Source organism: Micromonospora coxensis, from assembly GCF_900090295.1.
Classification (GTDB): domain Bacteria; phylum Actinomycetota; class Actinomycetes; order Mycobacteriales; family Micromonosporaceae; genus Micromonospora; species Micromonospora coxensis.
On record NZ_LT607753.1, the window covers coordinates 2752042 to 2778415 of the forward strand.

The 26374-nt window shown below is 73.6% G+C and carries 29 protein-coding genes, 1 pseudogene and 1 riboswitch; of the genes and pseudogenes, 5 read left to right on the forward strand and 25 right to left on the reverse strand.

The features are described from left to right. The 3 genes from GA0070614_RS12310 to GA0070614_RS12320 all read left to right on the forward strand — a co-directional run bounded on the left by GA0070614_RS12310 (nucleotide 1) and on the right by GA0070614_RS12320 (nucleotide 3904). Complete coding sequence (locus GA0070614_RS12310; protein WP_088976093.1) at nucleotides 1-951, forward strand: LLM class F420-dependent oxidoreductase; 951 nt, start codon at nucleotides 1-3, stop codon at nucleotides 949-951. Next, a complete protein-coding gene (locus GA0070614_RS12315; RefSeq protein ID WP_088976094.1) occupies nucleotides 948-1286 on the forward strand; it encodes a cupin domain-containing protein in 339 nt (112 codons plus the stop codon). The genes GA0070614_RS12310 and GA0070614_RS12315 overlap by 4 nt, the downstream gene beginning before the upstream one ends. 65 nt (nucleotides 1287-1351) lie before the next feature. Then, entirely contained in the window at nucleotides 1352-3904 is a 2553-nt protein-coding gene (locus GA0070614_RS12320) for a hypothetical protein (RefSeq protein ID WP_088976095.1), read from the forward strand. A gap of 83 nt (nucleotides 3905-3987) precedes the next feature. Here the strand turns inward: GA0070614_RS12320 and thiC are convergent, their stop codons facing one another. From thiC to thiE, 7 genes and pseudogenes are all read right to left on the reverse strand, one after another. Next, on the reverse strand, nucleotides 3988-5571 hold the full coding sequence (gene thiC, locus GA0070614_RS12325; protein WP_088976096.1) for a phosphomethylpyrimidine synthase ThiC: 1584 nt from the start codon (nucleotides 5569-5571) through the stop codon (nucleotides 3988-3990). 17 nt (nucleotides 5572-5588) lie between these two features. After that, nucleotides 5589-6377 (reverse strand): bifunctional hydroxymethylpyrimidine kinase/phosphomethylpyrimidine kinase, encoded by a 789-nt coding sequence (gene thiD, locus GA0070614_RS12330; RefSeq protein WP_088976097.1) that lies wholly within the window; start codon nucleotides 6375-6377, stop codon nucleotides 5589-5591. A gap of 230 nt (nucleotides 6378-6607) precedes the next feature. After that, nucleotides 6608-7198: pseudogene (locus GA0070614_RS12335) on the reverse strand (thiamine phosphate synthase); the annotation flags it as partial. A gap of 56 nt (nucleotides 7199-7254) precedes the next feature. Further along, a complete protein-coding gene (locus tag GA0070614_RS12340; protein WP_088976099.1) occupies nucleotides 7255-8034 on the reverse strand; it encodes a thiazole synthase in 780 nt (259 codons plus the stop codon). Next, entirely contained in the window at nucleotides 8031-8231 is a 201-nt protein-coding gene (thiS, locus tag GA0070614_RS12345; protein ID WP_088976100.1) for a sulfur carrier protein ThiS, read from the reverse strand. Before thiS ends, GA0070614_RS12340 begins: the two co-directional genes overlap by 4 nt. Further along, nucleotides 8222-9370 (reverse strand): glycine oxidase ThiO, encoded by a 1149-nt coding sequence (thiO, locus tag GA0070614_RS12350; RefSeq protein WP_088976101.1) that lies wholly within the window; start codon nucleotides 9368-9370, stop codon nucleotides 8222-8224. The genes thiS and thiO overlap by 10 nt, the downstream gene beginning before the upstream one ends. Continuing rightward, nucleotides 9364-9990: a thiamine phosphate synthase gene (thiE, locus tag GA0070614_RS12355; protein ID WP_088976102.1), complete on the reverse strand. Its 627-nt coding sequence runs from the start codon at nucleotides 9988-9990 to the stop codon at nucleotides 9364-9366. The genes thiO and thiE overlap by 7 nt, the downstream gene beginning before the upstream one ends. After that, nucleotides 9985-10092: riboswitch (TPP riboswitch) on the reverse strand. (Overlaps the previous gene by 6 nt.) Before the next feature lie 566 nt (nucleotides 10093-10658). Between thiE and GA0070614_RS31130 the strand changes: the two genes are divergently transcribed. After that, on the forward strand, nucleotides 10659-10937 hold the full coding sequence (locus tag GA0070614_RS31130) for an endonuclease domain-containing protein (protein ID WP_231933621.1): 279 nt from the start codon (nucleotides 10659-10661) through the stop codon (nucleotides 10935-10937). Between the two features lie 260 nt (nucleotides 10938-11197). On the opposite strand, the gene GA0070614_RS12365 is transcribed toward GA0070614_RS31130, so the two are convergent. The 3 genes from GA0070614_RS12365 to GA0070614_RS12375 all read right to left on the reverse strand — a co-directional run bounded on the left by GA0070614_RS12365 (nucleotide 11198) and on the right by GA0070614_RS12375 (nucleotide 14567). After that, on the reverse strand, nucleotides 11198-12160 hold the full coding sequence (locus GA0070614_RS12365; RefSeq protein ID WP_172892422.1) for an aldo/keto reductase: 963 nt from the start codon (nucleotides 12158-12160) through the stop codon (nucleotides 11198-11200). An 80-nt stretch (nucleotides 12161-12240) separates the two neighbouring features. Continuing rightward, nucleotides 12241-13920: an ABC-F family ATP-binding cassette domain-containing protein gene (locus GA0070614_RS12370; RefSeq protein WP_088976104.1), complete on the reverse strand. Its 1680-nt coding sequence runs from the start codon at nucleotides 13918-13920 to the stop codon at nucleotides 12241-12243. 41 nt (nucleotides 13921-13961) lie between these two features. Continuing rightward, nucleotides 13962-14567 (reverse strand): class I SAM-dependent methyltransferase, encoded by a 606-nt coding sequence (locus tag GA0070614_RS12375; RefSeq protein ID WP_088979396.1) that lies wholly within the window; start codon nucleotides 14565-14567, stop codon nucleotides 13962-13964. Between the two features lie 125 nt (nucleotides 14568-14692). On the opposite strand from GA0070614_RS12375, the gene GA0070614_RS12380 reads away from it, so the two are divergent. Beyond that, complete coding sequence (locus tag GA0070614_RS12380) at nucleotides 14693-15784, forward strand: hypothetical protein (protein ID WP_088976105.1); 1092 nt, start codon at nucleotides 14693-14695, stop codon at nucleotides 15782-15784. 242 nt (nucleotides 15785-16026) lie between these two features. On the opposite strand, the gene truA is transcribed toward GA0070614_RS12380, so the two are convergent. The 15 genes from truA to rpsE form a co-directional block, all read right to left on the reverse strand. Beyond that, nucleotides 16027-16857 carry a tRNA pseudouridine(38-40) synthase TruA gene (gene truA / locus GA0070614_RS12385; RefSeq protein ID WP_088976106.1) on the reverse strand — a complete coding sequence of 277 codons (831 nt, stop codon included), beginning with the start codon at nucleotides 16855-16857 and terminating at the stop codon, nucleotides 16027-16029. A 67-nt stretch (nucleotides 16858-16924) separates the two neighbouring features. After that, nucleotides 16925-17485 (reverse strand): 50S ribosomal protein L17, encoded by a 561-nt coding sequence (gene rplQ / locus GA0070614_RS12390; protein ID WP_088976107.1) that lies wholly within the window; start codon nucleotides 17483-17485, stop codon nucleotides 16925-16927. A gap of 34 nt (nucleotides 17486-17519) precedes the next feature. Then, nucleotides 17520-18542, reverse strand: a complete 1023-nt coding sequence (locus tag GA0070614_RS12395) for a DNA-directed RNA polymerase subunit alpha (RefSeq protein ID WP_013735931.1) — start codon at nucleotides 18540-18542, stop codon at nucleotides 17520-17522. A gap of 95 nt (nucleotides 18543-18637) precedes the next feature. After that, entirely contained in the window at nucleotides 18638-19264 is a 627-nt protein-coding gene (gene rpsD / locus GA0070614_RS12400) for a 30S ribosomal protein S4 (protein WP_088976108.1), read from the reverse strand. Between the two features lie 14 nt (nucleotides 19265-19278). Further along, on the reverse strand, nucleotides 19279-19686 hold the full coding sequence (rpsK, locus tag GA0070614_RS12405; RefSeq protein WP_007073011.1) for a 30S ribosomal protein S11: 408 nt from the start codon (nucleotides 19684-19686) through the stop codon (nucleotides 19279-19281). 18 nt (nucleotides 19687-19704) lie between these two features. Next, complete coding sequence (gene rpsM / locus GA0070614_RS12410; protein ID WP_007073012.1) at nucleotides 19705-20085, reverse strand: 30S ribosomal protein S13; 381 nt, start codon at nucleotides 20083-20085, stop codon at nucleotides 19705-19707. 264 nt (nucleotides 20086-20349) lie between these two features. Further along, the gene (gene rpmJ / locus GA0070614_RS12415) at nucleotides 20350-20463 is read right to left on the reverse strand and encodes a 50S ribosomal protein L36 (protein WP_012184307.1); all 114 of its coding nucleotides are present in this window, start codon (nucleotides 20461-20463) and stop codon (nucleotides 20350-20352) included. A 93-nt stretch (nucleotides 20464-20556) separates the two neighbouring features. After that, nucleotides 20557-20778: a translation initiation factor IF-1 gene (gene infA / locus GA0070614_RS12420; protein ID WP_007073013.1), complete on the reverse strand. Its 222-nt coding sequence runs from the start codon at nucleotides 20776-20778 to the stop codon at nucleotides 20557-20559. Nucleotides 20779-21159: 381 nt separating this feature from the next. Further along, nucleotides 21160-21720, reverse strand: coding sequence for a DUF1707 SHOCT-like domain-containing protein (locus GA0070614_RS12425; RefSeq protein ID WP_088976109.1), 561 nt, complete (start codon nucleotides 21718-21720; stop codon nucleotides 21160-21162). A 249-nt stretch (nucleotides 21721-21969) separates the two neighbouring features. Further along, complete coding sequence (gene map, locus GA0070614_RS12430; RefSeq protein ID WP_088976110.1) at nucleotides 21970-22821, reverse strand: type I methionyl aminopeptidase; 852 nt, start codon at nucleotides 22819-22821, stop codon at nucleotides 21970-21972. 87 nt (nucleotides 22822-22908) lie between these two features. After that, entirely contained in the window at nucleotides 22909-23562 is a 654-nt protein-coding gene (locus GA0070614_RS12435; RefSeq protein WP_088976111.1) for an adenylate kinase, read from the reverse strand. Then, entirely contained in the window at nucleotides 23563-24891 is a 1329-nt protein-coding gene (gene secY / locus GA0070614_RS12440; RefSeq protein ID WP_088976112.1) for a preprotein translocase subunit SecY, read from the reverse strand. 230 nt (nucleotides 24892-25121) lie between these two features. After that, nucleotides 25122-25565, reverse strand: coding sequence for a 50S ribosomal protein L15 (gene rplO, locus GA0070614_RS12445; protein WP_088976113.1), 444 nt, complete (start codon nucleotides 25563-25565; stop codon nucleotides 25122-25124). After that, the gene (rpmD, locus tag GA0070614_RS12450) at nucleotides 25565-25747 is read right to left on the reverse strand and encodes a 50S ribosomal protein L30 (protein ID WP_088976114.1); all 183 of its coding nucleotides are present in this window, start codon (nucleotides 25745-25747) and stop codon (nucleotides 25565-25567) included. Before rpmD ends, rplO begins: the two co-directional genes overlap by 1 nt. Continuing rightward, nucleotides 25747-26361 carry a 30S ribosomal protein S5 gene (gene rpsE, locus GA0070614_RS12455; RefSeq protein ID WP_088976115.1) on the reverse strand — a complete coding sequence of 205 codons (615 nt, stop codon included), beginning with the start codon at nucleotides 26359-26361 and terminating at the stop codon, nucleotides 25747-25749. Before rpsE ends, rpmD begins: the two co-directional genes overlap by 1 nt. Nucleotides 26362-26374: the final 13 nt, after the last annotated feature.

The window sequence follows — 26374 nt, forward strand, 5'->3', positions numbered from 1 at the left end:
ATGCGGGTGGCGGTCTTCACCGAACCGCACCGGGGCGCCGACTACGACGACCAGCTGCGCTTCGCCCGGCTGGTCGAGGCGGGCGGCTTCGACGGCTTCTTCCGCGCCGACCACTACCAGGCGATGGGGGACGAGCCGGGGCTGCCCGGCCCGACCGACGCCTGGCTCACCCTGGCCGCGCTGGCCCGGGAGACCTCCCGGATCCGGCTCGGCACCCTGGTCACCTCGGCCACCTTCCGGCTGCCCGGCCCGCTGGCCGTGATGGTGGCCCAGGTGGACCGGATGAGCGGCGGCCGGGTCGAGCTGGGCATCGGCGCCGGCTGGTACGAGCGGGAGCACACCTCGTACGGCATCCCCTTCCCGCCCGTCGGCGAGCGCTTCGACCGGCTCGCCGAGCAACTGGAGATCGTCACCGGCCTGTGGCGCACCCCGGTCGGCGAGACCTACAGCTACACCGGCGACCACTACCGGCTGGTCGACGCGCCCGCGCTGCCCAAGCCGGCGCAGCGGCCCGGCCCGCCGGTGATCGTCGGTGGACGCGGCCCGAAGCGCACCCCCGAACTGGCCGCCCGGTACGCCGACGAGTACAACATGCCGTTCAAGTCGGTGGAGGAGACCGCCGCCGCGTTCGAGCGGGTCCGCGAGGCCAGCGACCGGACCGGGCGCACCGGGTCGGGGCGGGCGCCGCTGGTGCTCTCCGCCGGAGTGGTGGTGGCGATCGGGCGCACCGACGCCGAGGCGCGCCGCCGGGCCGCGCCGCTGCACGTCAAGAGCGCCCTGCCGCCGGAGGACCCGGTGGTCGGCTCCCCCGCCCAGCTCGTCGACCGGCTCGGCGAGTTCGCCGCGATCGGCGCCACCCGGGTGCACCTGCGCCTGATCGAACTGGACGACCTGGACCACCTGGAGCTGATCGCCGGCGAGGTGCTCCCCCAACTGGACGGAACGCGATGACCGACGTGTCGCACGGCCCCGCCACGACCGGGCCGGCCGGGACCCACGAGGAGCTCGGCCCGGTCGGGCAGGAGATCGTCTTCGAGAACGACAGGGTCCGGGTGTGGCACATCCGGCTGGAGCCGGGCGAGCGGCAGCCGCTGCACCGGCACGACCACCCGTACCTGGTGGTGGCGGTCCAGGGAGCGAAGAACGTCGTGCAGACGGTCGACGGCACCCGGATCGACGCCGACGAGCCGACCGGCGGAGTGGTGTACCGGGACCCCGGCGCGGTCCACATGCTCACCAACGTCGGCGACACGACGTACCTGGCCCGCCTGGTGGAGTTGAAGTAACCCCAGGCTGACGCCCCGCCGCGCCACAGTGGCGATCGGGCGCACCGGGCCGTAACGTGCCCGACATGGCCTTTCGGACGTGGGGCAGACTGCTGCTCACCGCACTCGGGGTGAGCGTGCTGGCCGGGGCCGGTCAGCTCGGCATCGCGTACGGCTTCGGCATCGTCCGGCTCACCGGCGCCTTCACCGACGGCGCCGTCGACCGGTGGCCCGCCCAGCTCGCCTGGGTGGGCTGGTTCGCGGTGAGCGCCGCCGTCGTCGGCGCGGTCGTCACCGGGCGGCTGGCCCGCCGGGACGGGCTGCCCGAGCAGACGAGCGTGCAGCTCGCCGTCTCCGGCGCGGCGGCGCTCGGCGCGACCGTCGTCGCGCCGCTCTGCATGCAACCGGCCCGGGCGGCCGAGCTGAGCACCGTCGACCCGGTCTTCGCCGTCGGCATCTGCGCGGTCGCCGGCGCGGTGGTCGGCGCGGCGGCCGCCTCCGCCGTGCTGCTGAAGCCGCCGCTGGGCTGGAACGTCGCCATGCTGGCCGGCGCGGTCTGGCTGATCGCCCTGATCTCGGTCGCGCCGGGGCTGCTCTCCGCCGACCCGCTGCGCACCGTACGCCTCGGCGTGCTGGAGCCGTCCTGGCTGGACGCCGACGCCGCGCAGCGCCTGGCGATGCTGCTGCTGCCCACGGTGGCGCTGCTCGCCGGCGCGGCGACCGGCGCGCTGGCCCGCTGGCAGGGGCACGTCCCACTGATCGGCGGCGCCGCCGGCGCGGCCGGCCCGGTGCTGCTGGCCTTCGCCTACCTGACGGCCGGCCCCGGCGACTCGGCCGACCGCTACCAGCTCGCCCCGTACTACGGGGCGGTCATCGCCGTCGCGGCCGGCGCGCTCGGCTCGACCGCCGCCACGCTGGTGCGCTGGCCGCTCGTCCCGACGCGTACCGAGGACGGGGCGATCGCGCCCACCGACATCCTGCGTCCCCTCCCGACCGAGCCGGCGACGGCCGGGGCGACTGCGGCGACCACCGTCGACCTGGCCGGCGCGGCGGGCGCGGCCCGCACCGCCGTCTCCGGGCGGCCGGATGGCGGCACCCCGGCCCACTGGGACTGGCCGGTCACCCCCGGCACCCCCGCCCCGGCCGGTACGCCGGAGCCCGCCCCGGCCGCCGACGGCCGCCGCACCGGCCCGTCCCCGGTCGATCCGGCCCCGGCATGGCCCGCCGCCCCGTCGGCGGCGCCGGCCGAGGCGTCCACCGGCACCGGGACGCGGCGGCCGAGTGACGACCGGACGTCCGCCCCGGCTCCGGCCGCGACCGACGGTGACCTCCGTGAGCCGCAGGTCGCTCGCGGAGACACCCAGGGCGCTCCCGGTGGCGATCCCCGTGAACCCCGGGTCGTCCTCGGGGACGCCCCGGACGCTCCCGTTGGTGGCCCCCGTGCGGCCCGGGTCGTCCTCGGGGACGCGCCGGCCGCCGTCCGGGCGTCGGGTCCCGTCACCCCGCCCGGTGACGCCGAGCCGGTGGCCTCCGCCACGGTGCGTCCGGACGAGGTGGGGCCGGACCCGCTGGAGCCGACGGGACCGGTCGCCGCCGCCGACGTGGCCGGATCGGGGCGCGCACCGGACGCCCCGGTCCCCTCGGCCGCTGCGGCCGGCTCCGACTCCGGGTCCGCCGAGCCGGTGGGCGGCGGCCCCGTGGTCGCGCCCAGGCCGCGACCGAAGCGGCCCCGCAAAGCCCGTGCCGCCGAGGCCGACCCGGCGGGAGCCGGCCGGCCCGCGACCGACCCGACCCCGGTCCCGCCGCCGAGCGGCACGACACCGGACAGGCCGGCCGCCCCCGCACCGGCCGACTCGACCCCGCTCCTGGCGACGGACAGACCGACGCCGGCCGCGTCGACCGGTTCCGCGCCGGCCGGTTCGACCGGATCCACCGCCACCACGCCGTTCGCGGCCACGCCAGCCGGATCCACGCCGGGCGGTTCCACACCGCGCGGATCCACAGCCGGCACGCCGTCGGGATCCACAGCCGGCACGCCGGCCGGGAGCACCACGGAGGACCCGGCCCGGGTCACCACCGACCCGGCCGTCACCGGTGACGCGACGACCCGTACGGCCGGCGCCGGCGGGCCGGGCGTCGACGGCGAGCGACCCGGTACGGGCGCGGCGGGCGTACCCCCGACGGAGCCGGCGCCCCGCCCGCGGCACCGGCTGCCCGACCTGGCCAGCGCGGGCGACTGGGAGGCGTTCGGCGTCCGCTCCTCCCCGGCCGGCGGGGCGCTGCCCTTCCCCGCCCCGCCCCGGGACGCGGAGGCCCCGAAGCCGGTCGCCTTCCGCTGGCACGCCGAAGAGGCCGATACCACCGCCACCGGCGACGGGGACACCGGGGCACCGGCCGGCTCGCCCACCGACGCGGAGCCCTCCGTTCCGGTCCGGCCCCGGCGCGGCCTGTTCCGGCGCGGCAAGGGCAAGGGCGGCGCCCCGGCCCCGGAGGCCGCGCAGGAGGAGCCGCTGGCCGCCCAGGACGAGGAGTTCGTCGACTGGGTCGCCGGGCTGAGCAGACCGCTGGCCGACAACGAGCCGGAGCGGGAGAGCGGTCGCCGGTCACTGCGCTCCAGCGGTCGCCACCACCGGGACTGAGCACGACAGCACCGGGACCGGGCACGACACACGGCGGGGCCGGGACGTCCGAGGACGTCCCGGCCCCGCCGCACGTCGACCGGTCAGGCCAGCGGGAGGTAGACCTTCCCGCCGGAGGAGACGAACTCCTCCGACTTGTCCTTCATGCCCCGCGCGGCGTAGTCCTTCAGCTCCTGGGTGATCTTCATGGAGCAGAACTTCGGCCCGCACATCGAGCAGAAGTGGGCGGTCTTCGCCGGCTCGGCCGGCAGCGTCGCGTCGTGGTACGACCGCGCGGTCTCCGGGTCCAGCGAGAGGTTGAACTGGTCCTCCCAGCGGAACTCGAACCGCGCCTTGGAGAGCGCGTCGTCCCACGCCTGCGCGCCGGGGTGGCCCTTGGCCAGGTCCGCCGCGTGCGCCGCGATCTTGTACGCGATCACGCCCGCCTTGACGTCGTCGCGGTCCGGCAGCCCGAGGTGCTCCTTCGGGGTGACGTAGCAGAGCATCGCGGTGCCGAACATGCCGATCATCGCGGCGCCGATGGCCGAGGTGATGTGGTCGTACGCGGGCGCGATGTCGGTGGTCAGCGGGCCGAGCGTGTAGAACGGGGCCTCGTGGCACCACTCCTGCTGGAGGTCCACGTTCTCCTTGATCTTGTGCATCGGCACGTGGCCCGGGCCCTCGATCATCACCTGGACGTCGTACTCCCAGGCGATCTTCGTCAGCTCGCCGAGGGTGCGCAGCTCGGCGAACTGCGCCTCGTCGTTGGCGTCGGCGATCGAGCCGGGACGCAGCCCGTCGCCGAGGGAGAAGGTGACGTCGTAGCGGGCGAGGATCTCGCACAGCTCGCGGAAGTTGGTGTAGAGGAAGTTCTCCTCGTGGTGCGCCAGGCACCAGGCGGCCATGATCGAGCCGCCCCGGGAGACGATGCCGGTGACCCGGTCGACGGCCAGCGGCACGTACGGCAGCAGCACCCCGGCGTGCACGGTCATGTAGTCCACGCCCTGCTCGGCCTGCTCGACGACGGTCTCCCGGAACACCTCCCAGCTCAGCTTCACCGGGTCGCCACCGACCTTCTCCAGCGCCTGGTAGATCGGCACGGTGCCGATCGGGACCGGCGAGTTGCGCACGATCGCCTCGCGGGTCTCGTGGATCCGCTTGCCCGTGGAGAGGTCCATCACCGTGTCCGCGCCCCACCGGGTGGCCCAGGTCAGCTTCTCCACCTCCTCGGCCACCGAGGAGGTGACCGCGGAGGTGCCGATGTTGGCGTTGACCTTCACCAGGAACGCCTTGCCGATGATCGCCGGCTCGCACTCCGGGTGGTTGACGTTGAGCGGCAGCACCGCCCGCCCGGCGGCGATCTCGTCCCGGACGAACTCGGGCGCCACTCCCTCCCGGACGGCCACGAACTCCATCTCCGGGGTGACGATCCCGGCCCGCGCGTAGGCGAGCTGGGTCGGACGGGTCCCCGCCAGCGGGGTACCGGCGCCGCGCACCGGAGCCACGTCACCGCGCTCGGCGATCCACGGCCCGCGCAGCGGGGGCAGCCCCACCTCGGGGTCCGATCCCGGCCCGGAGGTGTCGTAGAGGCGCAGCGGGGGGTTGTCCCCGGTCAGCACCACCTCGGCGAACGGCACCCGGATGTCCGGCCGTGACCCCTCGACGTAGACCTTGCGACGTGCCTGCATGACAGCCTCCCTGATGGTCAACAGGACCAGCCGAAGTGGTCCAGCGGGCCGCGTCCCGCGCCCAGCTCCCAGTCCCGCGCGCCGGTCAGCGCGCGGGTGACGTACTCCTTGGCGGCGGCGACCGCGACCGGCACCGGGTCACCGGCGGCCAGCCGGACGGCGACCGCCGCCGAGAACGAGCAACCCGTGCCGTGGTTGTGCCGGGTGTCCACCCGGGGCGCGCGCAGCAGCGTGGTCGTCCCGCCGCCGCAGAGCACGTCCACCGACTCGCCGTCGGCGTCCACGTCGCCGCCGGTCACCACGACGTGCGCCGGGCCACCGGCCGCGAGCGCCTCGGCCGCCGCGACCATCTCCTCGACCGTGGTCACCGGGCGTCCGGTGAGGGCGGCGGCCTCCGCGCAGTTCGGCGTCGCCACCTGCGCGTACGGCAGCAGCCGCTCGACCGCCGCCACCACGCCGAGCGGGTGCCCGCTGGTGGCGACCAGCACCGGGTCGACGACCAGGTGCGGCAGTCGGCCCGCCTTCGCCGCCTCGGCGATCGCGTCGGCGACGGCCGGGGTGCCGAGCATCCCGGTCTTCACCGCCCGTACGCCGAAGTCGGCGAGCACGCTGTCGAGCTGGTCGGTGACGGTGCGCGGGGGCAGCGGCAGCACGGCGTCCACGCCCCGGGTGTTCTGGGCGGTGATCGCGGTGATCACACTGGTGCCGTACGCGCCGAGCGCGGCGAAGACCTTGAGGTCGGCCTGGATGCCCGCTCCCCCGCCGGAGTCTGATCCGGCGATGGTGAGCACGGTCTGTGGCGTCACTGCTGTCCTCTTCCGGTGGGGGGCTGCGGCCGACCGTGCCCACTCCGGGCGGTCAGGCTTGATCCCTGCGTGGGCACGGTCGGCCGCAGCCCCGTCGTGCGGGCGTCCGCCGGGACGCGCGGGGTGGGCGTCTCGGAGGTGGCCGCCTCCTCGAAGGTTCTGCCCAGCGGGGTGGGCGAGGCGGCGGTGGCTGCTGCTGTGGAGGCTCTGCCCAGGGTGGTGGGCGACGTGGCGGTGGTCGTGTCGGCGAGGGCGCGGGTGAGGGCGGCGGCCGAGGCTGCCGGGTCGTCGGCCCGCATGATCGCGCCGAGCACGGCCACCCCGACGGCCCCTGCCTCGACGCAGGCGCCGGCCTGCTCAGGGGTCTCGATGCCGCCGAGGGCGAGGACCGGGACCGGGCCGCGCCCGATCAGCTCGCGCAGACCGTCGGGGAGCAGGGGTGGGCCGTAGCCGGGTTTGGTCCGGGTGGGGAAGACCGGTGACAGCGTCACGTAGTCCTCGGTGGTGAGTCGGGCCAGCTCCGCCTCGTCGTGGCAGGACCGGCCGACCAGCCCGACGGCCGGCGGCGGGTACGGGCCGGCGGCGGGCAGGTGGACGGCATCGCCGTCGAGCGGGTCCGGGCCGGCGACGACCAGGCTGCCGCCGGCCTCGGCGAGGACCGCCCGCAGCCGCGCCGCGAGCGCGGCCCGCTCGACGCGGGGCAGGTCCTTCTCCCGCAGCACCACCCAGCGCACTCCCCCGGCGACGGCCCCGGCGACCACCTCGACCAGTGGCCGCCGGGCCACCCGCCGGTCCGTCAGCAGCACCACGCCCGACGGGATCCGCCCCGTCCCGGGCCGGACCGGATCCGCGACGGCCACCCCCGATGTCCGGGCCGTCACAGGTCGGGCCTGCCTTCGTCCGGGGTGGAGGCGAGGGCGTGGAAGCGGCGGGCGATCCGCCCGGCGCCGTACGCGAGCCGCCCGGCCTCGACGGCGTACCGCATGGCGGTGGCCATCGCCACCGGGTCGGCGGCCCGGGTCACCGCGCTGGCCAGCAGCACCGCGTCGCAGCCCAGCTCCATGGCGAGCGCGGCGTCGGAGGCGGTGCCGATGCCGGCGTCGAGGATCACCGGCACGTCCACGCTCTGCCGGATCAGCCGGATGTGGTGCGGGTTGCTGACGCCGAGCCCGGACCCGATCGGCGCGCCGGCCGGCATCACCGCCGCGCAGCCGACGTCGGCCAGCCGGCGGGCCAGGATCGGGTCGTCCGACGTGTACGGCAGCACCACGAATCCGTCTCCGACCAGCTCCTCCGCCGCGCGCAGCAGTTCCACCCCGTCGGGCAGCAGCGTCCGCTCGTCGCCGATCACCTCCAGCTTCACCCAGTCGGTGTCGAACGCGTCGCGGGCCAGGTGCGCCACCTTCACCGCCTCGCCGGCGGTGTAGCAGCCGGCGGTGTTGGGCAGCAGCCGCACGCCGCACCGGTCCAGCAGGTCGAGCAGTCCGCCGGCGGTGCCGGGCGCGGTGTCGACCCGGCGCAGCGCCAGGGTGACCAGCTCGGTGCCGGATGCCCGGATCGCCTGCTCCAGCACGTGCAGGTTGGCCGCCCCACCGGTGCCGAGGATCAGCCGGGAGCCGAAGGTCACGCCACCGATCTCGAAGCTCACCGCGCTCACCCGCCCTGGGCGGCGCTGAGCACCTCGACCCGGTCGCCGTCGCGCAGCACCGTGGCCGGCCAGCCGGTGCGCGGCACCACCTCGCCGTTGACCGCGACCGCGAGGCCGCGCTGCTGCTCGGTGACCTGGCGGACCACGTCGGCCACCGTCGCTCCGCCAGGCACGGTCCGCCCGGCCCCGTTGACGATCAGTTCCACCTGTGCTCCTCCTGGGTGCTCGATCCGGCGGGCCCGACCCGGGCCGGCCCGGGGTGCGGGGCGTCCGGCCGGCTGAACCGCTCCGGCGTGAACGGCGCGAGCAGCGGGTCCGCCTCGCCGGTGACGACCAGCTCGGTGATCAGGTCGGCGGTGACCGGGGTGAGCACGATGCCGTGCCGGTGGTGCCCGGTCGCGACCAGCACACCGGGGTGGCCGGGCAGCGGCCCGAGGATCGGCGCGTTGTCCGGGGTGCCGGGGCGCAGCCCGGCGGACGCCTCCACCAGGTCGTACTCGGCCAGGTCGGGCACCAGGTCGACGGCGGCACGCAGCAGCCGCAGCACCGCGCCGGCGGTCACCTCGGTGTCGGTGCGTTCCTCCACGGTGGCCCCGACCACCACCTCCCCGTCGGCCCGGGGCACCAGGTAGACCGACTCGCCGTCGGCGTACCCCCGGATCACGTGCCGGAAGTCCGGCGCGGCGCGACCGGGCGCGCGCAGCCGCAGCACCTGCCCCTTCACCGGCCGCACGGGCAGGCCGGTGAGCGCGGCGGCGCCGCAGCCGGCGGCCACCACGGTGACCCGGGCGGCCACGTCGTCGAGGCGGGCGACCGGGCCGGGGACCAGCGTCGCGCCGGCCCGCTCGGCCGCCGAGCGCAGCGCCGCGACCAGCCGCCGGGGGTCGACCTGATGGTCACCGGGCGCGACCGCGCCGCCGCGCACCCGCGGCGCCAGCGCCGGCTCGCGGTCGCGCAGCTGCGAGGGGCGCAGCGGGGTGATCGGCAGTCCCAACCCCTGCTGGTACGACCACAGCCGGCGCGCCTCGGCCAGGTCGTCGGAGGTCAGCCCGACGACCAGGGTGCCCTCGGTCCGGTGGCCGAACTCCACCCCGGCGGCCTCGGCCAGCTCGGCGGCGAAGCCGGGCCAGCGGGCGGCGGACTCGGCGAGCAGCCCGGTCAGCTCGTGCTCCCCGAAGTACGCCTCGGCGACCGGGGAGAGCATCCCGGCGGCGACGTGCGAGGCGCCGGAGCCCGGGGCGGGATCGTGGACGACGACGCGCAGCCCGCGCGACGCGCACCGCCACGCGATCGCCAGCCCGACCGGTCCCGCCCCCACCACGGCGACGTCCGGCCGGGTCAGCACGTCAGGGCCTCGACGAGCGCGGCGGTCGTCCGGGCCGGATCGGGGCTGTCGGAGAGCGCCCCGACCACCGCCACCCCGTACGCCCCGGCGGCCCGCAGCGCGGGCACCGTCTCGACGGTCACCCCGCCGATGGCGATCACCGGCACGTCCACCGCCCCGGCGACGGCGCGTACCCCGTCGGGGCCGATCGGGTCGGGCAGGCCGGTCTTGGTGGTGGTCGCGTGGCAGGGGCCGACGCCCAGGTAGCCGGCGCCGGCGGCGACCGCCTCGGTGGCCGTCAGCGGCTCCCGGGCGGTCGCGCCGAGCACGGCGGTCGGGCCGAGCACCCGGCGGGCCGCCGCCACCGGCAGGTCCTCCGCGCCGACGTGCCCGCCCGCGGCGCCCACCGCCAGGGCCACGTGCAGCCGGTCGTTGACCAGGCACGTCGCCCCGTACGGCGCGCAGAGCGCGAGCACCCGCCCGGCCAGCTCGTACGCCTCGCGGTCGGTGGCGTCGTCCTCCACCCGGACCTGGACGACCAGTTCGGCGCGGGCCACCGGCAGGGCGGCGCGCAGCACGGCGAGCGGGTCACGCCCCGGCCGGGTGTCGGTGATCAGATGCAGTCGTCCGAGGGACGGCACGGCAACACTCCTCCCTGCGCCGGCATTACCCGGATCAGGTTCGACGGTCGGGGGCTTCAGCCCCCCTCTCAGCCCGGTGCACCGGGCTCCCGTGGGTCACTTGCGGGCCTACCGTACGACGTGTCGCCGGACGGCGGAAGAGTGGGTGACGTTTTTCCCACCCACCATCCACGGTCGACGGCAGGGGCGGCGGGTGACCGCCCGGTCACGGCCCCCTGTCCGGATGCCCGCTCGCGCCCGGGTCCCGCGACGGCTGGCGTTCCTGCCCTTCCGGGGCAGCCGTGCGGTCGCCGAGGGCCTGCTCACCTGGTCGATGCTGCGCGGCCCGGCCTGGCGCCGGCTGCTGCCCGACGTGTACGTGCACCGGGACGGCTTCCGCGCGGCCGACCATCGCATGTGGTGCGACGCGGTGGCGCTGCTGCTGCCGCCGGGCGCGGCGATCGCGGGGGCCAGCGCCGCGTACCTGTGGGGGGCCGACCTGCTCGGCCGGGACGCGCCGGTGTCCGTGCTGCTGCCCCGCACCGCCCGGATGCGGGTCCCGCCCCGGGTCCGGGTCAGCCGGTCGGCGGTGCCGGCCGGTGACGTGACCCCGCTTCGGCGGCCTGCCGGTCACCACCGGGCTGCGTACCGCGTTCGACCTGGGCCGGCAGGGGCCCCGTACCGACGCCGTGGTCGCCGTCGACGCGCTCGACGCCCGGGGACGGTTCGCCGGCCGGGTCGACCTGGCCTGGCCGGCCCTGCGCGTGGCGGTCGAGTACGACGGCGACCACCACCGGGAGCGCGCCCACTTCCGGCAGGACGTCGCCCGGCTGAACGCGCTGCGCGCGGCGGGCTGGCTCGTGCTCCGCTTCACCGCCGACGACGTGCTCCGTCACCCCGCCCGCACCGTCGCCCTGGTCGCCGACGCCCTCCGCGAGCGCCAGATCCAGCGCAACCCCTCCCACTGATCCCCGCCACCGTCACCCTGAGCAGCAGCCAGCAGCCAGCAGCGGGCAGCCGGCAGCAGCGGGCAACGACACCGGCTGAAGACGCCGCCGACTCGCAGCCGGCCAAGAGCAACATCCGACGAAGACCCACAGCCGCGTAGACCCGCAACCGGCGAGGAGGCGTAGCCGGCTGCGGACGCCGGCCGGCGAAGGCCCAGCCCGTGCCCGAGAACCACCACCCGCCTCGCCGCCCGGCTCGGGTGGCGAGGCGGAACGGCGAGTCAGAGGATGGCGTCGAGGGCGTCCAGGTCCTCGTCGGTGGGCTGCCAGGTCCCGGCGGCGGCGTTCGCCCGTACCTGCTCGGGCGTGGTCGCGCCGGCGATCACCGAGGTCACCGCGGGCCGGGCGGCCAGTCCACCGATGGCCACCTGGAGCATCGTCAGCTCCCGCTCGGCGGCGTACGCCTCGATCGCCTCGATGGTGTCCCAGTTCGCCGCCGCGAGGCGCTGCGCGTACCGGCCACCGCCGGCGAGTCGGCTGCCGGCCGGCGGGGCTTCACCGCGCTTGTACTTGCCGGTGAGCAGGCCGTTGGCGAGCGGGAAGAAGGGCAGCATGCCCAGGCCGAAGCGCTCGCAGGCGGGGATCACCTCGGCCTCCACTCCCCGCTCCAGCAGCGAGTAGTGGTTCTGCGCGCTGATGAACCGGGTACGGCCCTGCGACGACGCCGTCCAGTCCGCGTCGGCGATCTGCCAGCCGGCGAAGTTGGAGTTGCCGAGGTAGCGCACCTTCCCGGCCCGGACCAGGTCGTCCAGGGCGGCGAGCGTCTCGTCGATCGGGGTGCCCGGGTCCGGCTCGTGCATCTGGTACAGGTCGATGTGGTCGGTGCCGAGCCGCCGCAGCGACGCCTCCACGGCCCGGGCGATGTAGCGGCGCGCGCCCCGGGCGCCGTGGTCCGGGCCGTTCAGGCCGTGCATGTCCATGCCGAACTTGGTGGCCACCACCACGTCGTCACGGCGGCCCTTCAACGCCTGTCCGAGCAGTTCCTCGGAGCCGCCCTGCGGCTCGCCGTAGATGTCGGCGGTGTCGAAGAAGTTGATCCCGGCGTCGAGCGCGGCGTCGACCACCGCGCGGGTGCCGTCGAGGTCGAGCTTGCGGCCGAAGTTGTTGCAGCCGATGCCGACCACGGACACCACGAGCCCGGAGTCGCCCAGCCGGCGGTAGGTCATCTCAGTCACGAGATCCACCCTATGCCGGCCCGACCGCCCCGTACCGGGCCGGTCACCAGGGCCGGGCCGGTCACCGTGGCCGGCCGTAACGTCGACGGTCAGCGGGCGACGTCCCAGACCGGCTCGGGGGTCTCCACCACCTCACCGTCACCCCGGAACAGCACGAACCGGTCGAAGGAGCGGGTGAACCAGCGGTCGTGGGTGACCGCGACGACCGTCCCGGAGAAGGCGCCCAGCCCCGCCTCCAGCGCCTCCGCCGACGCCAGGTCGAGGTTGTCGGTGGGCTCGTCGAGCAGCAGCAGGGTCGCCCCGGACAGCTCCAGCAGCAGCACCAGGAACCGGGCCTGCTGGCCGCCGGAGAGAGTGCCGAAGCGTTGGTCGCCCTGCCCGGCCAGCTCGTACCGGGACAGCGCGGCCATCGCCGCGTGCCGGTCCATGCCGGCCCGGTGCTCGTCGCCCCGCCAGAGGATCTCGACCAGGGTCTTCTCCGTCAGCTCCGGACGGTCGTGGGTCTGGGAGAAGTGGCCGGGCCGGACCCGGGCGCCGAGGCGGGCCACCCCGTCGTGGGCGACCGGGGCGAGGGCCGCCGCGCCGACCGGGGTCTGCGCCGGGTCGGGGTCGGTGCCGCCCCGGGCGAGCAGCCGCAGGAAGTGCGACTTGCCGGTGCCGTTGGCGCCGAGCACGGCGACCCGGTCGCCGTACCAGAGTTCCAGGTCGAAGGGGTAGGTGAGGCCGTCCAGCTCCAGCTGCTCGCAGATCACCGCGCGCTTGCCGGTCCGCCCGCCGGCCAGCCGCATCCGGATGTCCTGGTCCTTCGGGGGTACGGGCGGCGGCCCGGCCTCCTCGAACTTGCGCAGCCGGGTCTGCGCGGCCTGGTACCGCGACGCCATCCCGTCGTTGTACGCCGCCTTCTGCTTGTACATCAGCATCAGCTCGCGCAGCTTCTGGTGCTCCTCGTCCCAGCGGCGGCGCAGCTCGTCGAGGCGGGCGTGCCGGGCCACCCGGGCGTCGTGCCAGCTCGCGAAGCCACCCGGGTGCACCCAGGCGCTGCCGCCCTCGACGGCCACCACCCGGTCGGCGGTCTGCGCCAGCAGCTCGCGGTCGTGCGAGACGTACAGCACGGACTTGCCGGACTCGCGCAGCCGCACCTCCAGCCACCGTTTGCCGGGCACGTCGAGGAAGTTGTCCGGCTCGTCGAGGAGCAGCACCTCCTCGGTGCCGCGCAGCAGCAGTTCCAGGGCGAAGCGTTTCTGCTGGCCGCCGGAGAGGGTCCGCACCGGACGGTCCCGGGCGGCGTCCCACGGCAGGTCCAGCACGATGGTGGCGACGGTGTCGAAGAGCACTTCGGCGTCGTACCCGCCGGCCTCGCCCCAGGCGGCGAGCGCGTCCGCGTACGCCAGTTGGGCCTTGCCGGCGGCGGTGCTGTACTTGCCGCGCAGCTCGGCCGCCCGCATGGCCGCCTCGGTCGTGGCGAGCCGACGGCCGGCGTCGCGCAGTGCCGGCGGGGCGAGGGAGAGCGCCAGGTCGGCGAGGGTGGACTCGTCCCCGATCATGCCGATGAACTGCCGCATCACGCCGAGGCCGCCGGAGCGGGCGACCACACCGGTACGCACCGGCAGGTCGCCGGCGACCATCCGCAGCAGGGTGGTCTTCCCCGCCCCGTTCGGGCCGACCAGGGCGACCTTGGCGCCGTCGGCGACCCGGAAGGAGACGTCGGCGAAGAGCTCCCGACCGTCCGGGAGGATGTGTCCGACCCCTGCCACGTCCACGTAACCCACGCCGGCATCCTGCCGGAGCGGCCCGGGCGGGCGACACCGGATTACCGGGTGACCCGCAGCACCCGGTAGCCCTTCTGGCTGGCCCGGCGGTCGACCTGCCAGCCTTCGTCGACGAGCCACCGGTGCAGCGAGTCGCCGCCGAGGTGGCGGGCGACCACCAGCCAGGCCACTCCGTCCGGGGCGAGCCGGGGCAGCCAGCGGCGCAGCAGCTCGTGCAGTTCGGCCTTGCCGATGCGGATGGGCGGGTTGGACCAGATCTGGGTGAAGGTGACGTCGGCGGGCACGTCGTCCGGGGCGACCGTGCGGATCCGGTCGGCGGCGCCGACCCGCCGGGCGTTCTCGGCGGTCAGCGCGCGGGCCCGCTCGTTGACGTCGACCGCCCAGACGGTGGCGGCGGGCGCGGTGCAGGCGAGTACGCAGCTGATCGGCCCGAACCCGGAGCCGATGTCGAGCAGGTCGCCGCCGGTGCCGGCGGCCGGCAGCTCGGCCTTGCGCAGCAGCACGGCGGTGCCGGGGTCGAGCCGGTCGGCGGAGAAGACCCCGCCGGCGGAGGCGAGGGTGTAGTCGCGCCCGGCGACGTGGAACTCGACCTCGCGCGGGTGGGCCGCGGTGGTGGGTTCGGTGGAGAAGTAGTGGTCGCCGGTCACGACGGGCATTCTCGCACCGGCCGGGAGCCGGGTCGCGGTCGCCTCGGTCAGCAGAATCCGACGCGCCGTACCGCAATTTCCCATTATTACCCTCTAAAGGGACAATGAGCCCTACTCTAGCTCACATGGTGTATCGGTACGAGTCCGATGAGGACGCCTTCGTGCAACATCCGGGGTCCCGGTCGGACCTGCCGGACGTCGCCCCCGGCCCGCCCGCGCCCGCCGGGCCGTCCCCGTCCCGCTTCCCCACCCCGTCACTGCCCCGGGCCACCCCGCCCGCCCTCGGGGCGCCCGAGCCGCCCCCCGCCGAGGTCCTGCCGGACCCCGAGCCGATCCCGGTCCGCTCGTCCGTCCAGGTCCCACCACCGCCACCCACCCAGGGGTACGCCCCGACGGAGCCACCGGACCTGCCCCGGTCCCGCCGCTCCGGGCGCGGCGGCGGCCGGCTCTGGCAGGTGCTGGTCGGTGGCGCGGCCGTGCTGGTGCTGCTGGCGCTCTGCGGTCTCGGCGCGGCCGCCCTGCTGGTGGAGCGCACCTCCGACACCGACCGGGCCGCACCCGGCGCGTCGGCCAGCGCCGCGGCCCCCACTCCCGAGCCGTCCTCCGGCGACCTGGACTCCCGGGACACCGACCAGCAGCCGCTCACCGCCAAGGAGGTGTTCCCCGGCACCAAGCTGGTGGTCGCCGACGGACAGCCCGCGTACACGGTGCTCAAGACGCACTCCGGCGGCAGTTGTGCGGTGGCCGCCACCGGGGAGATCGCCGACCTGCTGGTCCGCCTCGGGTGCAGCCAGGTCGTCCGGGCCACGCTCCGCTCCCCCGACGGCGAGTACCTGGTGACCGCCGGGCTGTTCAACCTGACCGACAAGTCGAGCGCGCAACGTGCCCGGGACCGGATCCGGCAGATGCTCGACGATCGGCAGGGCCGCTTCCGGGGCCTGGCCGCCGGTGAGGACACCGAGGCGATCACCACCGCCGCCGCCCGGGTCGGCTGGCAGGTACGCGGTCACTACGTCGCCTACTGCCTGGTCGTACGCGCCGACGGCGGCGCGGTGCCGGCCGGCGACGGTAAGGTCCGCGAGATCCTGTACGAGATGATCGAACTGCACCTCAACCAGGGAGTGCTCGACCGGCGGGCGGCCGGTGGCACGGCGGTGCAGCCCACCACCGGGAGCCGCGACTCCGACCAGGGCGGCGAGGAACTCCCCGGCGACTGACCCGCCACCGCCCCGCAGGAGGCCCGGCCCGCACCCCGCGGACCGGGCCTCGGTGCTGCTGGACGGTCACTGGCCGGTCGCCGGTGCACCCGGTCCACCCGAGCAGGCCGCGCGCCGCCGCCTCCGACCCCGCTCGGGCGGGCGAGCCGACGCGGGTCGGACCGGCAAGCGGACGCGGGCAGGACTCGCCGAGGACGCGGCGCCGGCTGACCAGGGTTCGGCGGGGACGCGGAGCTGGCGGGTCAGGATTCGGCGGGAACGCGGAGCTGGCGGGTCAGGTCGGCACGGCGGGCGTACTGGGCCGGGTCGTCGGGGTAGCCGACCTCGACCAGCGCCAGCCCGTGCGCGGGCGCCACCGTCACCTCGCTGGAGCGTTCCCGCCGGGTGAGCAGGCTGGCCGGCCACTCGACCGGGCGGCGGCCGTCCCCGGCGACCAGCATCGCCCCGACCAGGCTGCGCACCATGTTCTGGCAGAACGCGTCGGCCTGCACGGTGGCGACGAGGATCCCGTCCGGGTCACGCCGCCAGTCCAGCCGGGTCACCTCGCGCAGCGTGGTGGCGTTCTCCTTGCGCCGGCAGTACGCGGCGAAGTCGTGCTCCCCCACCAGCCCGGCCGCCGCGGCGTTCAGCGCGGTCAACTCCAGCGGCTTCGGCCAGGCCAGGGTGTCCCGCCGGCGCAGCGGCTCGGCGCCCCACGGCGCGTCGGTCACCCGGTACTCGTAGCGGCGGAACGTCGCCGAGAACCGGGCGTCGAAGTCGGCCGGCACCTCGGTCATCGCGCGGACCCGCACGTCGGCGGGGAGCAGCCGGGCCAGCCGGCGCAGCAGCCGCCCCTCGTGCTCGCGCCACACGACGGTGGGCAGGTCGAGGTGGCAGACCTGCCCGGTGGCGTGCACCCCGGCGTCGGTGCGGCCGGCCACGGTGAGGCCGGTCGCGGTGCCCGCCCCGAGCACCAGGTCCAGCGTCGCGGTGAGCACCCCGGCGACCGTACGGCGGGTCGGCTGGACGGCCCAGCCGGAGAAGTCGGTGCCGTCGTACGAGACGTCCAGCCGCAGCCGGGTCCGCTCGTCCACCTCGTACCTCCAGTGACGGGTCGGGCCCGACACCCCGGTGGGGTGTCGGGCCCGACGGTGGCCTGACTCAGGCCTTGTCGTTCTCGGCGGCCTCGTCGCTGTCCTCACGGGCGGCGGCGGTGTCACCGGACGCCGACACCGGAGCCTCGGCGTCCTGGTCCGCGTCGGTCGACTTCGGGGTCTCGTCCGCGGGGGCGAGCGCCTCGACCTTGTCCTGCTGGGCGGCCTTGCGGGCGGCGGTCTTCTTGTTCGCCTTCGGCTCGGCGACCTGAAGCTCCTCGACCAGCTCGATGATCGCCATCGGAGCGGCGTCACCCTTGCGCGGACCGGTCTTCACGATCCGGGTGTAGCCACCGTTGCGGTTGGCGTACCGGGGCGCGATCTGGTCGAACAGGGCGTAGACCACGTCCTTGTCCTTGACGACGCCCAGCACCCGACGCCGCGAGGCGAGGTCGCCGCGCTTGGCCTTGGTGATGAGCTGCTCGGCCAGCGGACGCAGCCGCCGGGCCTTCGTCTCGGTGGTCTGGATCTTGCCGTGCTGGAACAGCGCGGTGGCCAGGTTGGCCAGCATCAGCCGCTCGTGCGCGGGGCTGCCGCCGAGGCGGGGGCCCTTGGTGGGCGTGGGCATGCTTGGTGCTCCTCAGGTGTGGCGGCAGCGCGGACTAGAGCTGCTCGGTCTCGCGGTAGTCGTCGGTGTCGTAGTCGGCCTCACCGAAGGCGTCCACGACGTGCGCCGGGTCGAAGTTCGGGGCCGAGTCCTTCAGCCCCAGACCCATCCCGGCGAGCTTCATCTTGACCTCGTCGATCGACTTCTGACCGAAATTCCGGATGTCGAGGAGGTCGGCCTCGGTGCGCCCGATCAGCTCACCAACGGAGTTGATGCCCTCGCGCTTGAGGCAGTTGTAGGAGCGGACGGTGAGGTCCAGCTCCTCGATCGGCAGAGCCAGGTCCGCCGCCAGCTGGGCGTCCTGCGGGGACGGCCCGATGTCGATGCCCTCAGCGGTCTCGTCCAGCTCCCGGGCCAGGCCGAAGAGCTCCACCAGCGTCGAGCCGGCCGAGGCCAGCGCGGTACGCGGGCCCATCGACGGCTTGGTCTCGACGTCGATGATCAGCCGGTCGAAGTCGGTCCGCTGCTCGACGCGGGTCGCCTCGACGCGGTACGTCACCTTGAGCACCGGCGAGTAGATCGAGTCGACCGGGATCCGGCCGATCTCGGCGCCGGCCTGCTTGTTCTGCGCCGCCGTGACGTAGCCCCGACCCCGCTCGACGGTCAGCTCCATGTCGAGCCGGCCCTTGCCGTTCAGGGTGGCGAGCTTCAGGTCCGGGTTGTGCACCGAGACGCCGGCCGGGGGCTGGATGTCGCCCGCGGTCACGTCGCCCGGGCCCTGCTTGCGCAGGTACATGCTGACCGGCTCGTCGTGCTCGGAGCTGACGCAGAGCTCCTTGATGTTCATGACGAGCTCGACCACGTCCTCCTTGACCCCGGGGATGGTGGTGAACTCGTGCAGCACACCGTCGATCTTGATCGAGGTGACCGCCGCACCCGGGATGGACGACAGCAGCGTACGACGCAGCGAGTTGCCCAGGGTGTAGCCGAAGCCGGGCTCCAGCGGCTCGATGGTGAACCGGGACCGGGTCTCGTTGATCGACTCCTCGGAGAGAGTCGGTCGCTGGCTGATGAGCATTTCTTCTCTTCTCTTCCGGGACGCCCGCTATATGACGCCCACGACAAAACTGTTCCGGTGGCCCGCCCCGGAGGGCGGGCCACCGCAACGAGCCCTTACTTCGAGTAGAGCTCGACGATCAGCTGCTCCTGGACCTGGGTGTCGATCACCTGGCGGGCCGGGAGCGAGTGCACGAGCACCTTCATCTGGCTGGGGATGGCCTCCAGCCACGCCGGAACCGACTTCGAGCCGGCCTCGGCCTGCGCGACGATGAACGGGGTGAGCTCCTTGCTCTTGCCCCGGACCTCGATGATGTCGTGCTCCTTGACGCGGTACGACGGGATGTCGACCTTCTTGCCGTTCACGGTGAAGTGGCCGTGCTTGACCAGCTGGCGGGCCATGTCCCGGGACTTGGCGAAGCCGGCCCGGTAGACCACGTTGTCCAGCCGCGACTCGAGGATCTGCAGGAGGACCTCACCGGTCTTGGCCTGCTTGGCCACGGCCTCCTCGTAGTAACCGCGGAACTGCTTCTCCAGCACGCCGTAGACACGGCGGGCCTTCTGCTTCTCACGGAGCTGGAGCAGGTACTCCGTCTCCTTCGTGCGGCCGCGGCCGTGCTGCCCGGGCGGGAACGGCCGGGACTCGAACGGGCACTTCGGACCATCGCACTTGCTGCCCTTGAGGAACAGCTTCATCTTCTCCCGCCGGCAACGGCGGCAGTCAGCACCGGTGTAACGAGCCATCTCTCTCTAACCTCTCAGACCCGGCGACGCTTCGGCGGACGGCACCCGTTGTGCGGCTGCGGGGTCACGTCGGAGATCTGACCGACCTCGAGACCCACGGCCTGCAGCGAACGGATGGCGGTCTCCCGGCCGGAGCCGGGACCCTTGACGAACACGTCGACCTTGCGCATGCCGTGCTCCATGGCCCGACGCGCGGCGGCCTCGGCGGCGAGCTGCGCGGCGAACGGAGTCGACTTGCGGGAGCCCTTGAAGCCGACCTGGCCGGCGGAGGCCCAGGAGATGACGGCACCCGTCGGGTCCGTGATGGACACGATGGTGTTGTTGAAGGTGCTCTTGATGTGCGCCTGCCCGTGGGCGACGTTCTTGCGTTCCTTGCGCCGGACCTTCTTGACGGCGGCTCCGGCACGAGCCTTCGGTGGCATAAGTCTGTGCGCTCCTAATTACTTCTTGCCGGGCTTCTTCTTGCCGGCGACGGTCCGCTTCGGGCCCTTGCGGGTGCGGGCGTTGGTCCGCGTCCGCTGGCCACGCACCGGGAGACCACGGCGGTGGCGGATACCGGCGTAGCAGCCGATCTCGACCTTGCGGCGGATGTCAGCGGCGACCTCGCGGCGCAGGTCACCTTCAACCTTGTAGTTGGCCTCGATGTGGTCGCGGAGCTGCACGAGCTCCTCGTCCGTGAGGTCCCGAGCGCGCTTGTCCGGCGAGATGCCGGTGGCGGCGAGCGTCTCCAGGGCGCGGGTGCGACCGACCCCGAAGATGTAGGTGAGCGCGATCTCCATCCGCTTCTCGCGGGGGAGATCCACGCCGACTAGACGTGCCATGTGCGGGCGTACTCCTCGTGATGTTGTGGCGGAGGTGTGGACCCGTCCCACCCCGCTACCGACCGTCCCGTCCTTCCGACGCCATCGGCGCCGGCGACCGGGAGTGGTCGCTGCCCAAGCGGGCCCCGGCCTCCGACCGGGGGTCGGCCACGATCGAGTACGCGCTGCGTACCGCTCGCGGCTGGGACGAGCTGGTGATGTGTTGTCGGGATCTGCGGCCCGGGCCTCGTTCCGCCACCGCTCGTCACGGTCGGCGGACTCGGCTCAGCCCTGGCGCTGCTTGTGGCGCGGGTCGGTGCAGATGACCATGACCCGGCCGTGCCGGCGGATCACCCGGCACTTGTTGCAGATCCTCTTGACGCTCGGCTTGACCTTCACGGTTGCCTTACTTCCCATCTGGCCCGGAGACGCGACGAGGCGCGACGCCGGACGTCGAAGACGGACACGGGGACGTCCCGGCCGTCGTCAGGATTACTTGTAGCGGTAGACGATGCGCCCGCGGGTCAGGTCGTACGGCGAGAGTTCGACGACGACCCGGTCCTCCGGCAGGATGCGGATGTAGTGCTGCCGCATCTTGCCGCTGATGTGAGCCAGCACCTTGTGGCCGTTCGCGAGCTCCACCCGGAACATGGCGTTCGGCAGGGGCTCGATGACCCGACCCTCGATCTCGATGGCTCCGTCTTTTTTCGGCATGTCCTCCGCTGTCCTGACGTCGGTTGCTCCGGACGGCCCACAACGTCTTACACGGGCCCGCGATCGTGATCGAGAGCCCGCGCCAGCCGCGGCTCCGACTCCCACCGAAGCGCAGGGTGGGCATGCCGGAGTGGACGCTGTGCGCCGATCTGAAAGTGTACGCCCGCCTGCCGGCGGTCGCCAAACCGGCCACCATACTCGCCGGAACACGGGGCAAAATCCCCCGACCGGGCAGCGTCACCCGGGTGGTCAGCGTGCCCCGGCATGCCCTGGACGACCGGTGTGTCCGGTTCCCCTGCTGCCGTCCAGGGTCTCCCGCCACCGGCGGTCAGACCGGCCGGCCAGGTCCGTCGGCCCGCCACCGGCTGCGGTCCCGACCCGCTAGTCGGTCAGCTCACGTCGCCGGTGCTCCCGCTGCACGGCTCGCGCCTGCCGTCGGCGGTCCCGCTTCGCGGCTCGCGCCCGCCGGCGGCGGTCCCGCTTCGCGGCCCGGCGCCGAGGCTCACCGGAGGCCAACCCTCCCACGGTGCGGACCAGCAGCACCGCACCCCACGGCCCGGCCACCCAGCCCGGCCAGAAGTACAGCAGCTCGCCGGCGAGCACACCCGTCACCGCCCAGACCGCCACCACGATGCCGACGACCTTGAGGTACGGCTCCCAGAGCGCCACGAGCCACGCGGCGGTGGCGGAGCGCCGTCCCTCGCCCGGTCCGGGCACCGCCGGCAGCCCCCGGTCCGGAACCGCCACCTCACCCACCCGCGCCCCCGGCAGGTCCGCCAGGACCGCGTCGAGTTCGCCGTAGGTCCGGGCGCCGTACGCCCGCTGCAACCGCTCGTCGTACTCGGCGAGGCTCAGCCGGCCCTCGTCGACCGCCACCCGAAGTCGATCCGCCACCGTCTGACGGTCGCCGTCAGTGGCCCGCATCCCGTCGCGCCCCTGCATACGGCCAGCGTGACAACGCCGCGCAACCGTCGCCCGGGGCCGATCCGCCAGGGGGCGACACGCTCCCGGCCGTAGCCCGGCGCGCGCTCCCGACCGGCGGCCCGGCGCGCGCTCCCGACCGGTACCCCGGCGCGCTCCCGGCCGGAGGCCCGACCGGCGGCCCGGCGCGCTCCCGGCCGGAGGCCCGGCCGTGGCCCGGCCGTGGCCCGGGCCCGCCGTCGCCGAGCGTCGCGGTGACCGGACGGCGGGTCAGGCGGTCGGGGAGTCGGCCGGCTGCCGGGCGGTGACCAGGTCGCCGAGGCGGGCCCGGCCGCCGTCGAACGCGGTCAGCACCCACACCCCGTCCTCCAGCAGCGCCATCGAGTGCTCGACGTGCACCGCCATCGACCGGTCCCGGGTGACCACGGTCCAGCCGTCGGACAGCTCCACCGTCCGGGGCGAGCCCATGGTGATCATCGGTTCGATGGCCAGGGCCATGCCCGGCACCAGGCGCGGACCCTTGCCGGGGCGGCCGTGGTTGAGCACGTGCGGGTCCTGGTGCATCTCCGTGCCGATGCCGTGGCCGCCGTAGCCGTCGACGATGCCGTACCGGCCGCCCTTGCGGACGGCGGTCTCCACGGCGTGCGAGATGTCGGTGAGCCGGCCCTTGCCGCTGGCGGCCCCACGGGCGGCGGCGGCGATGCCGGCCCACATGGCGTCCTCCGCGACCGCGGCCATCTTCAGCAGCGCCGGGTCGACCTCGCCCACCCCGACGGTGATCGCCGCGTCGCCGTGCCAGCCGTCGAGCACCGCGCCGCAGTCGATGGAGATCAGGTCCCCGTCGCGGAGCACCTGCTGCGCGGACGGGATGGCGTGCACCACCTGCTCGTTGACCGACGAGCAGATCGAGGCCGGGAAGCCGTGGTAGCCCTTGAACGACGGGACCGCACCGGCCTCGCGGATCGTCGCCTCGGCGATCGCGTCCAGGTCGGCGGTGCTGACCCCGGGGGCGACGGCCTCGCGCATCCGACGCAGGGCCTCGGCGACCACCAGGCCCGCGGCCCGCATCTTGTCGATCTGGTCGGGGGTCTTCAGCTGGATGTCCAGCTGGGGACGGCGCATGGAGCAGTTACCTTTCGTTGCCGAACAGCGGGGCACGTCGCACGTACCCCGCTGTTCGCACTCTATCCGCCGGATGCCGGCGGGACCTCAGCCGCCGTACGAACGCAGCGCGTCGATGGCGCGGACGGTGACGTCCTCCACCGGCCCGGTCGCGTCGATCCCGACCAGCTTGCCCTGGGCGCCGTAGTAGTCGACGAGCGGCGCGGTCTTGTCGGCGTACTCCCGCAGCCGGGCCGCGATCGTCTCCGGCTTGTCGTCGTCCCGCTGGAACAGCTCGGCGCCGCACCGGTCGCAGATGCCCTCACGGGTGGTGGCATCGAACTCGACGTGCCAGATCTTGCCGCAGCCCCGGCAGGTACGCCGACCGGAGAGCCGCCGGATCACCTCGTCGTCGTCGACGACCAGCTCCAGCACCAGGTCCAGCGCGGTGCCGAGATCGGCCAGCAGCTTGTCCAGCGCGGCGGCCTGCGGCGTCGTACGCGGGAAGCCGTCGAGCAGGAAGCCCTCGGCGGCGTCCGGTTCGGCGAGCCGGTCCCGGACCATGTTGATGGTGACCTCGTCGGGGACCAGCTTGCCGGCGTCCATGTACCGCTTGGCCTCGACACCCAACGGCGTGCCCTGCGAGACGTTCGCCCGGAAGATGTCCCCGGTCGAGATCTTCGGCACCGAGAGGTGAGCGGCGATGAACTCCGCCTGTGTGCCCTTGCCCGCGCCCGGCGGGCCAACCAGAACGAGTCGCATCTACCGCAGGAACCCTTCGTAGTTCCGCTGCATGAGTTGGCTCTCGATCTGCTTCACGGTCTCCAGACCGACGCCGACCATGATGAGCACAGCGGTGCCGCCGAACGGGAAGTTGAGGAACTGCTCGCTGTTCAGCCAGATGAAGAAGAAGTTCGGCAGGATCGAGATGATGCCCAGGTAGAGCGCGCCCGGCAGGGTGATCCGGCTGAGGATGAAGTCGAGGTACTCCGCCGTCGGCTTGCCCGGGCGGATGCCCGGCACGAAGCCGCCGTACTTCTTCATGTTGTCCGCGACCTCGGTCGGGTTGAACGTGATCGACACGTAGAAGTACGTGAAGAAGATGATCAGCAGGAAGTAGAGGGCGATGTGCTCCGGCGCGGTGGCCTTCACGATGTGGTTCTGGATCCAGGCCTGGACCTTGCCCGGGTCGTTCGGGTCGAAGAACTGCAGCGCCAGCTGCGGCAGGTACAGCAGCGAGGAGCCGAAGATGACCGGGATGACACCCGCCTGGTTGACCTTCAGCGGAATGTAGGTCGAGGTGCCGCCGTACATCCGCCGGCCGATCATGCGCTTGGCGTACTGCACCGGGATCCGGCGCTGCGCCTGCTCGATGAAGCAGACCGCGGTGATGACCACCAGGACCAGGACGAGCACCAGGGCGAACTTGGCCCAGCCCTCGTTGGTCTTGATCTTCCAGCCCTCGCTGGGGAGCCGGGCGGCGATCGAGGTGAAGATGAGGACGGACATGCCGTTGCCGACGCCGCGGTCGGTGATCAGCTCGCCGAGCCACATCACCATGCCGGTGCCGGCGGTCATCGTCATGACCAGGATGCTCAGCGTCAGCCAGTTCGGGATGCCGGTGCCCTCGGGCACGATCGGGAACTGGTCGCACTGGTTGTTGAAGAGCTGCCCGGAGCGGGCCAGCGCCACGAACGCCGAGGACTGGAGAATGCCCAGCCCGAGGGTCAGGTAGCGGGTGTACTGGGTGATCTTCGCCTGCCCGGCCTGGCCCTCCTTGCGGAGCTGCTCCAGCCGGGGGATGACCACCGTCAGCAGCTGCAGGATGATCGACGCGGTGATGTAGGGCATGATGCCCAGCGCGAAGACCGAGAGCTGCAGCAGCGCGCCGCCGGAGAAGAGATCCAGCAGGTTCAGCACCCCGGTGGTGTCACCCTGGATCGTGTCGAGGCACTTCTGCACGTTGCCGTACGAGACGCCTGGGCTGGGCAGGGTGGCACCCAGCCGATAGACCGCGATGATGCCTACTGTGAACAGCAGCTTCTTGCGCAGGTCAGGCGTACGGAACGCACTGAGAAAGGCGGACAGCAACTTCTTCCTCCTGCGCGAGGCGGGCCGCCGGTGTTCCCTGGCGGGGCGGGGTGGGTGCCGGGCGAGTGCCCGATATCCATAGCTGGGAAGGGACTCTAACAGCCCGATCCCGGTCCGGGCAGATGTGCCCGGCTACATAAACCGAATCCGATGTTACTTGGCGCACACGGACCATGTAGACCATGGCGCCCGCCCAGTCGGTGACAACTGAGCGGGCGCCATGTTCGTGCTTACAGCTCGGTGACGGAGCCACCGGCGGCGGCGATCTTCTCCTTGGCCGACGCGCTGAACGCGTGCGCCGACACCTGGAGCGCCACACCACCGAGGTCGCCGGTGCCGAGGACCTTCACCGGCTGGCCCTTGCGGACCGCGCCGGCGTCGACCAGCTCCTGCGGGCCGACCTGGCCGCCGTTCGGGAACAGCTCGGCCAGCCGGTCCAGGTTCACGACCTGGAAGACGACCTTGAACTTGTTCTTGAAGCCCTTCATCTTCGGCAGTCGCATGTGGATGGGCATCTGCCCACCCTCGAACGCCGCCGAGATGTTCTTGCGGGCCTTGGAGCCCTTGGTACCGCGACCGGCGGTCTTGCCCTTGGAGCCCTCACCGCGACCCACGCGGGTCTTGTCGGTCTTGGCACCGGGCGCCGGGCGCAGGTGGTGAACCTTGATCGTCATTACTCGACCTCCTCGACCTTCACGAGGTGGTTGACCGCGAAGATCATGCCGCGGATCTCCGGACGATCCTCCTTGACCACCACGTCGTTGATCCGCTTGAGACCGAGCGAACGCAGCGAGTCACGCTGGTTGCGCTTGGTCCCGATCTCGGACCGGACCTGGGTGACCTTCAGGCGTGCCATCAGGACTGCACCCCCGCCCGCGAGGCCAGCATGGCCGCCGGCGCGACGTCCTCGACCGGCAGGCCACGACGGGCCGCGACCTGCTCCGGGGACTCGAGCCCCTTCAGGGCCGCCACGGTGGCGTGCACGATGTTGATCGGGTTCGACGAACCGAGGCTCTTGGAGAGCACGTCGTGGATACCCGCGCACTCCAGCACGGCGCGGACCGGACCGCCGGCGATGACACCCGTACCGGCCGAGGCCGGCTTGAGCAGCACCACACCGGCCGCGTCCTCGCCCTGCACCGGGTGCGGGATCGACTGGCCGATCCGCGGCACCTTGAAGAAGTGCTTCTTGGCCTCCTCGACACCCTTGGCGATCGCCGCGGGCACCTCCTTGGCCTTTCCGTAGCCCACGCCGACGGTGCCGTCGCCGTCGCCCACGATCACCAGGGCGGTGAAGCTGAAGCGACGACCACCCTTCACGACCTTGGCGACGCGGTTGATCGCGACGACCCGCTCGAGGTGCGGGGTCTTCTCGACGGGCGCGTTTCCGCGGCCGCCCTCACGGCGGTTGTCGCGGCGACCACCCTCGTTGCCACCGGACCCGCCGCCACGGCGCTGTTGACCTGGCATCAGCAGCCTTCCT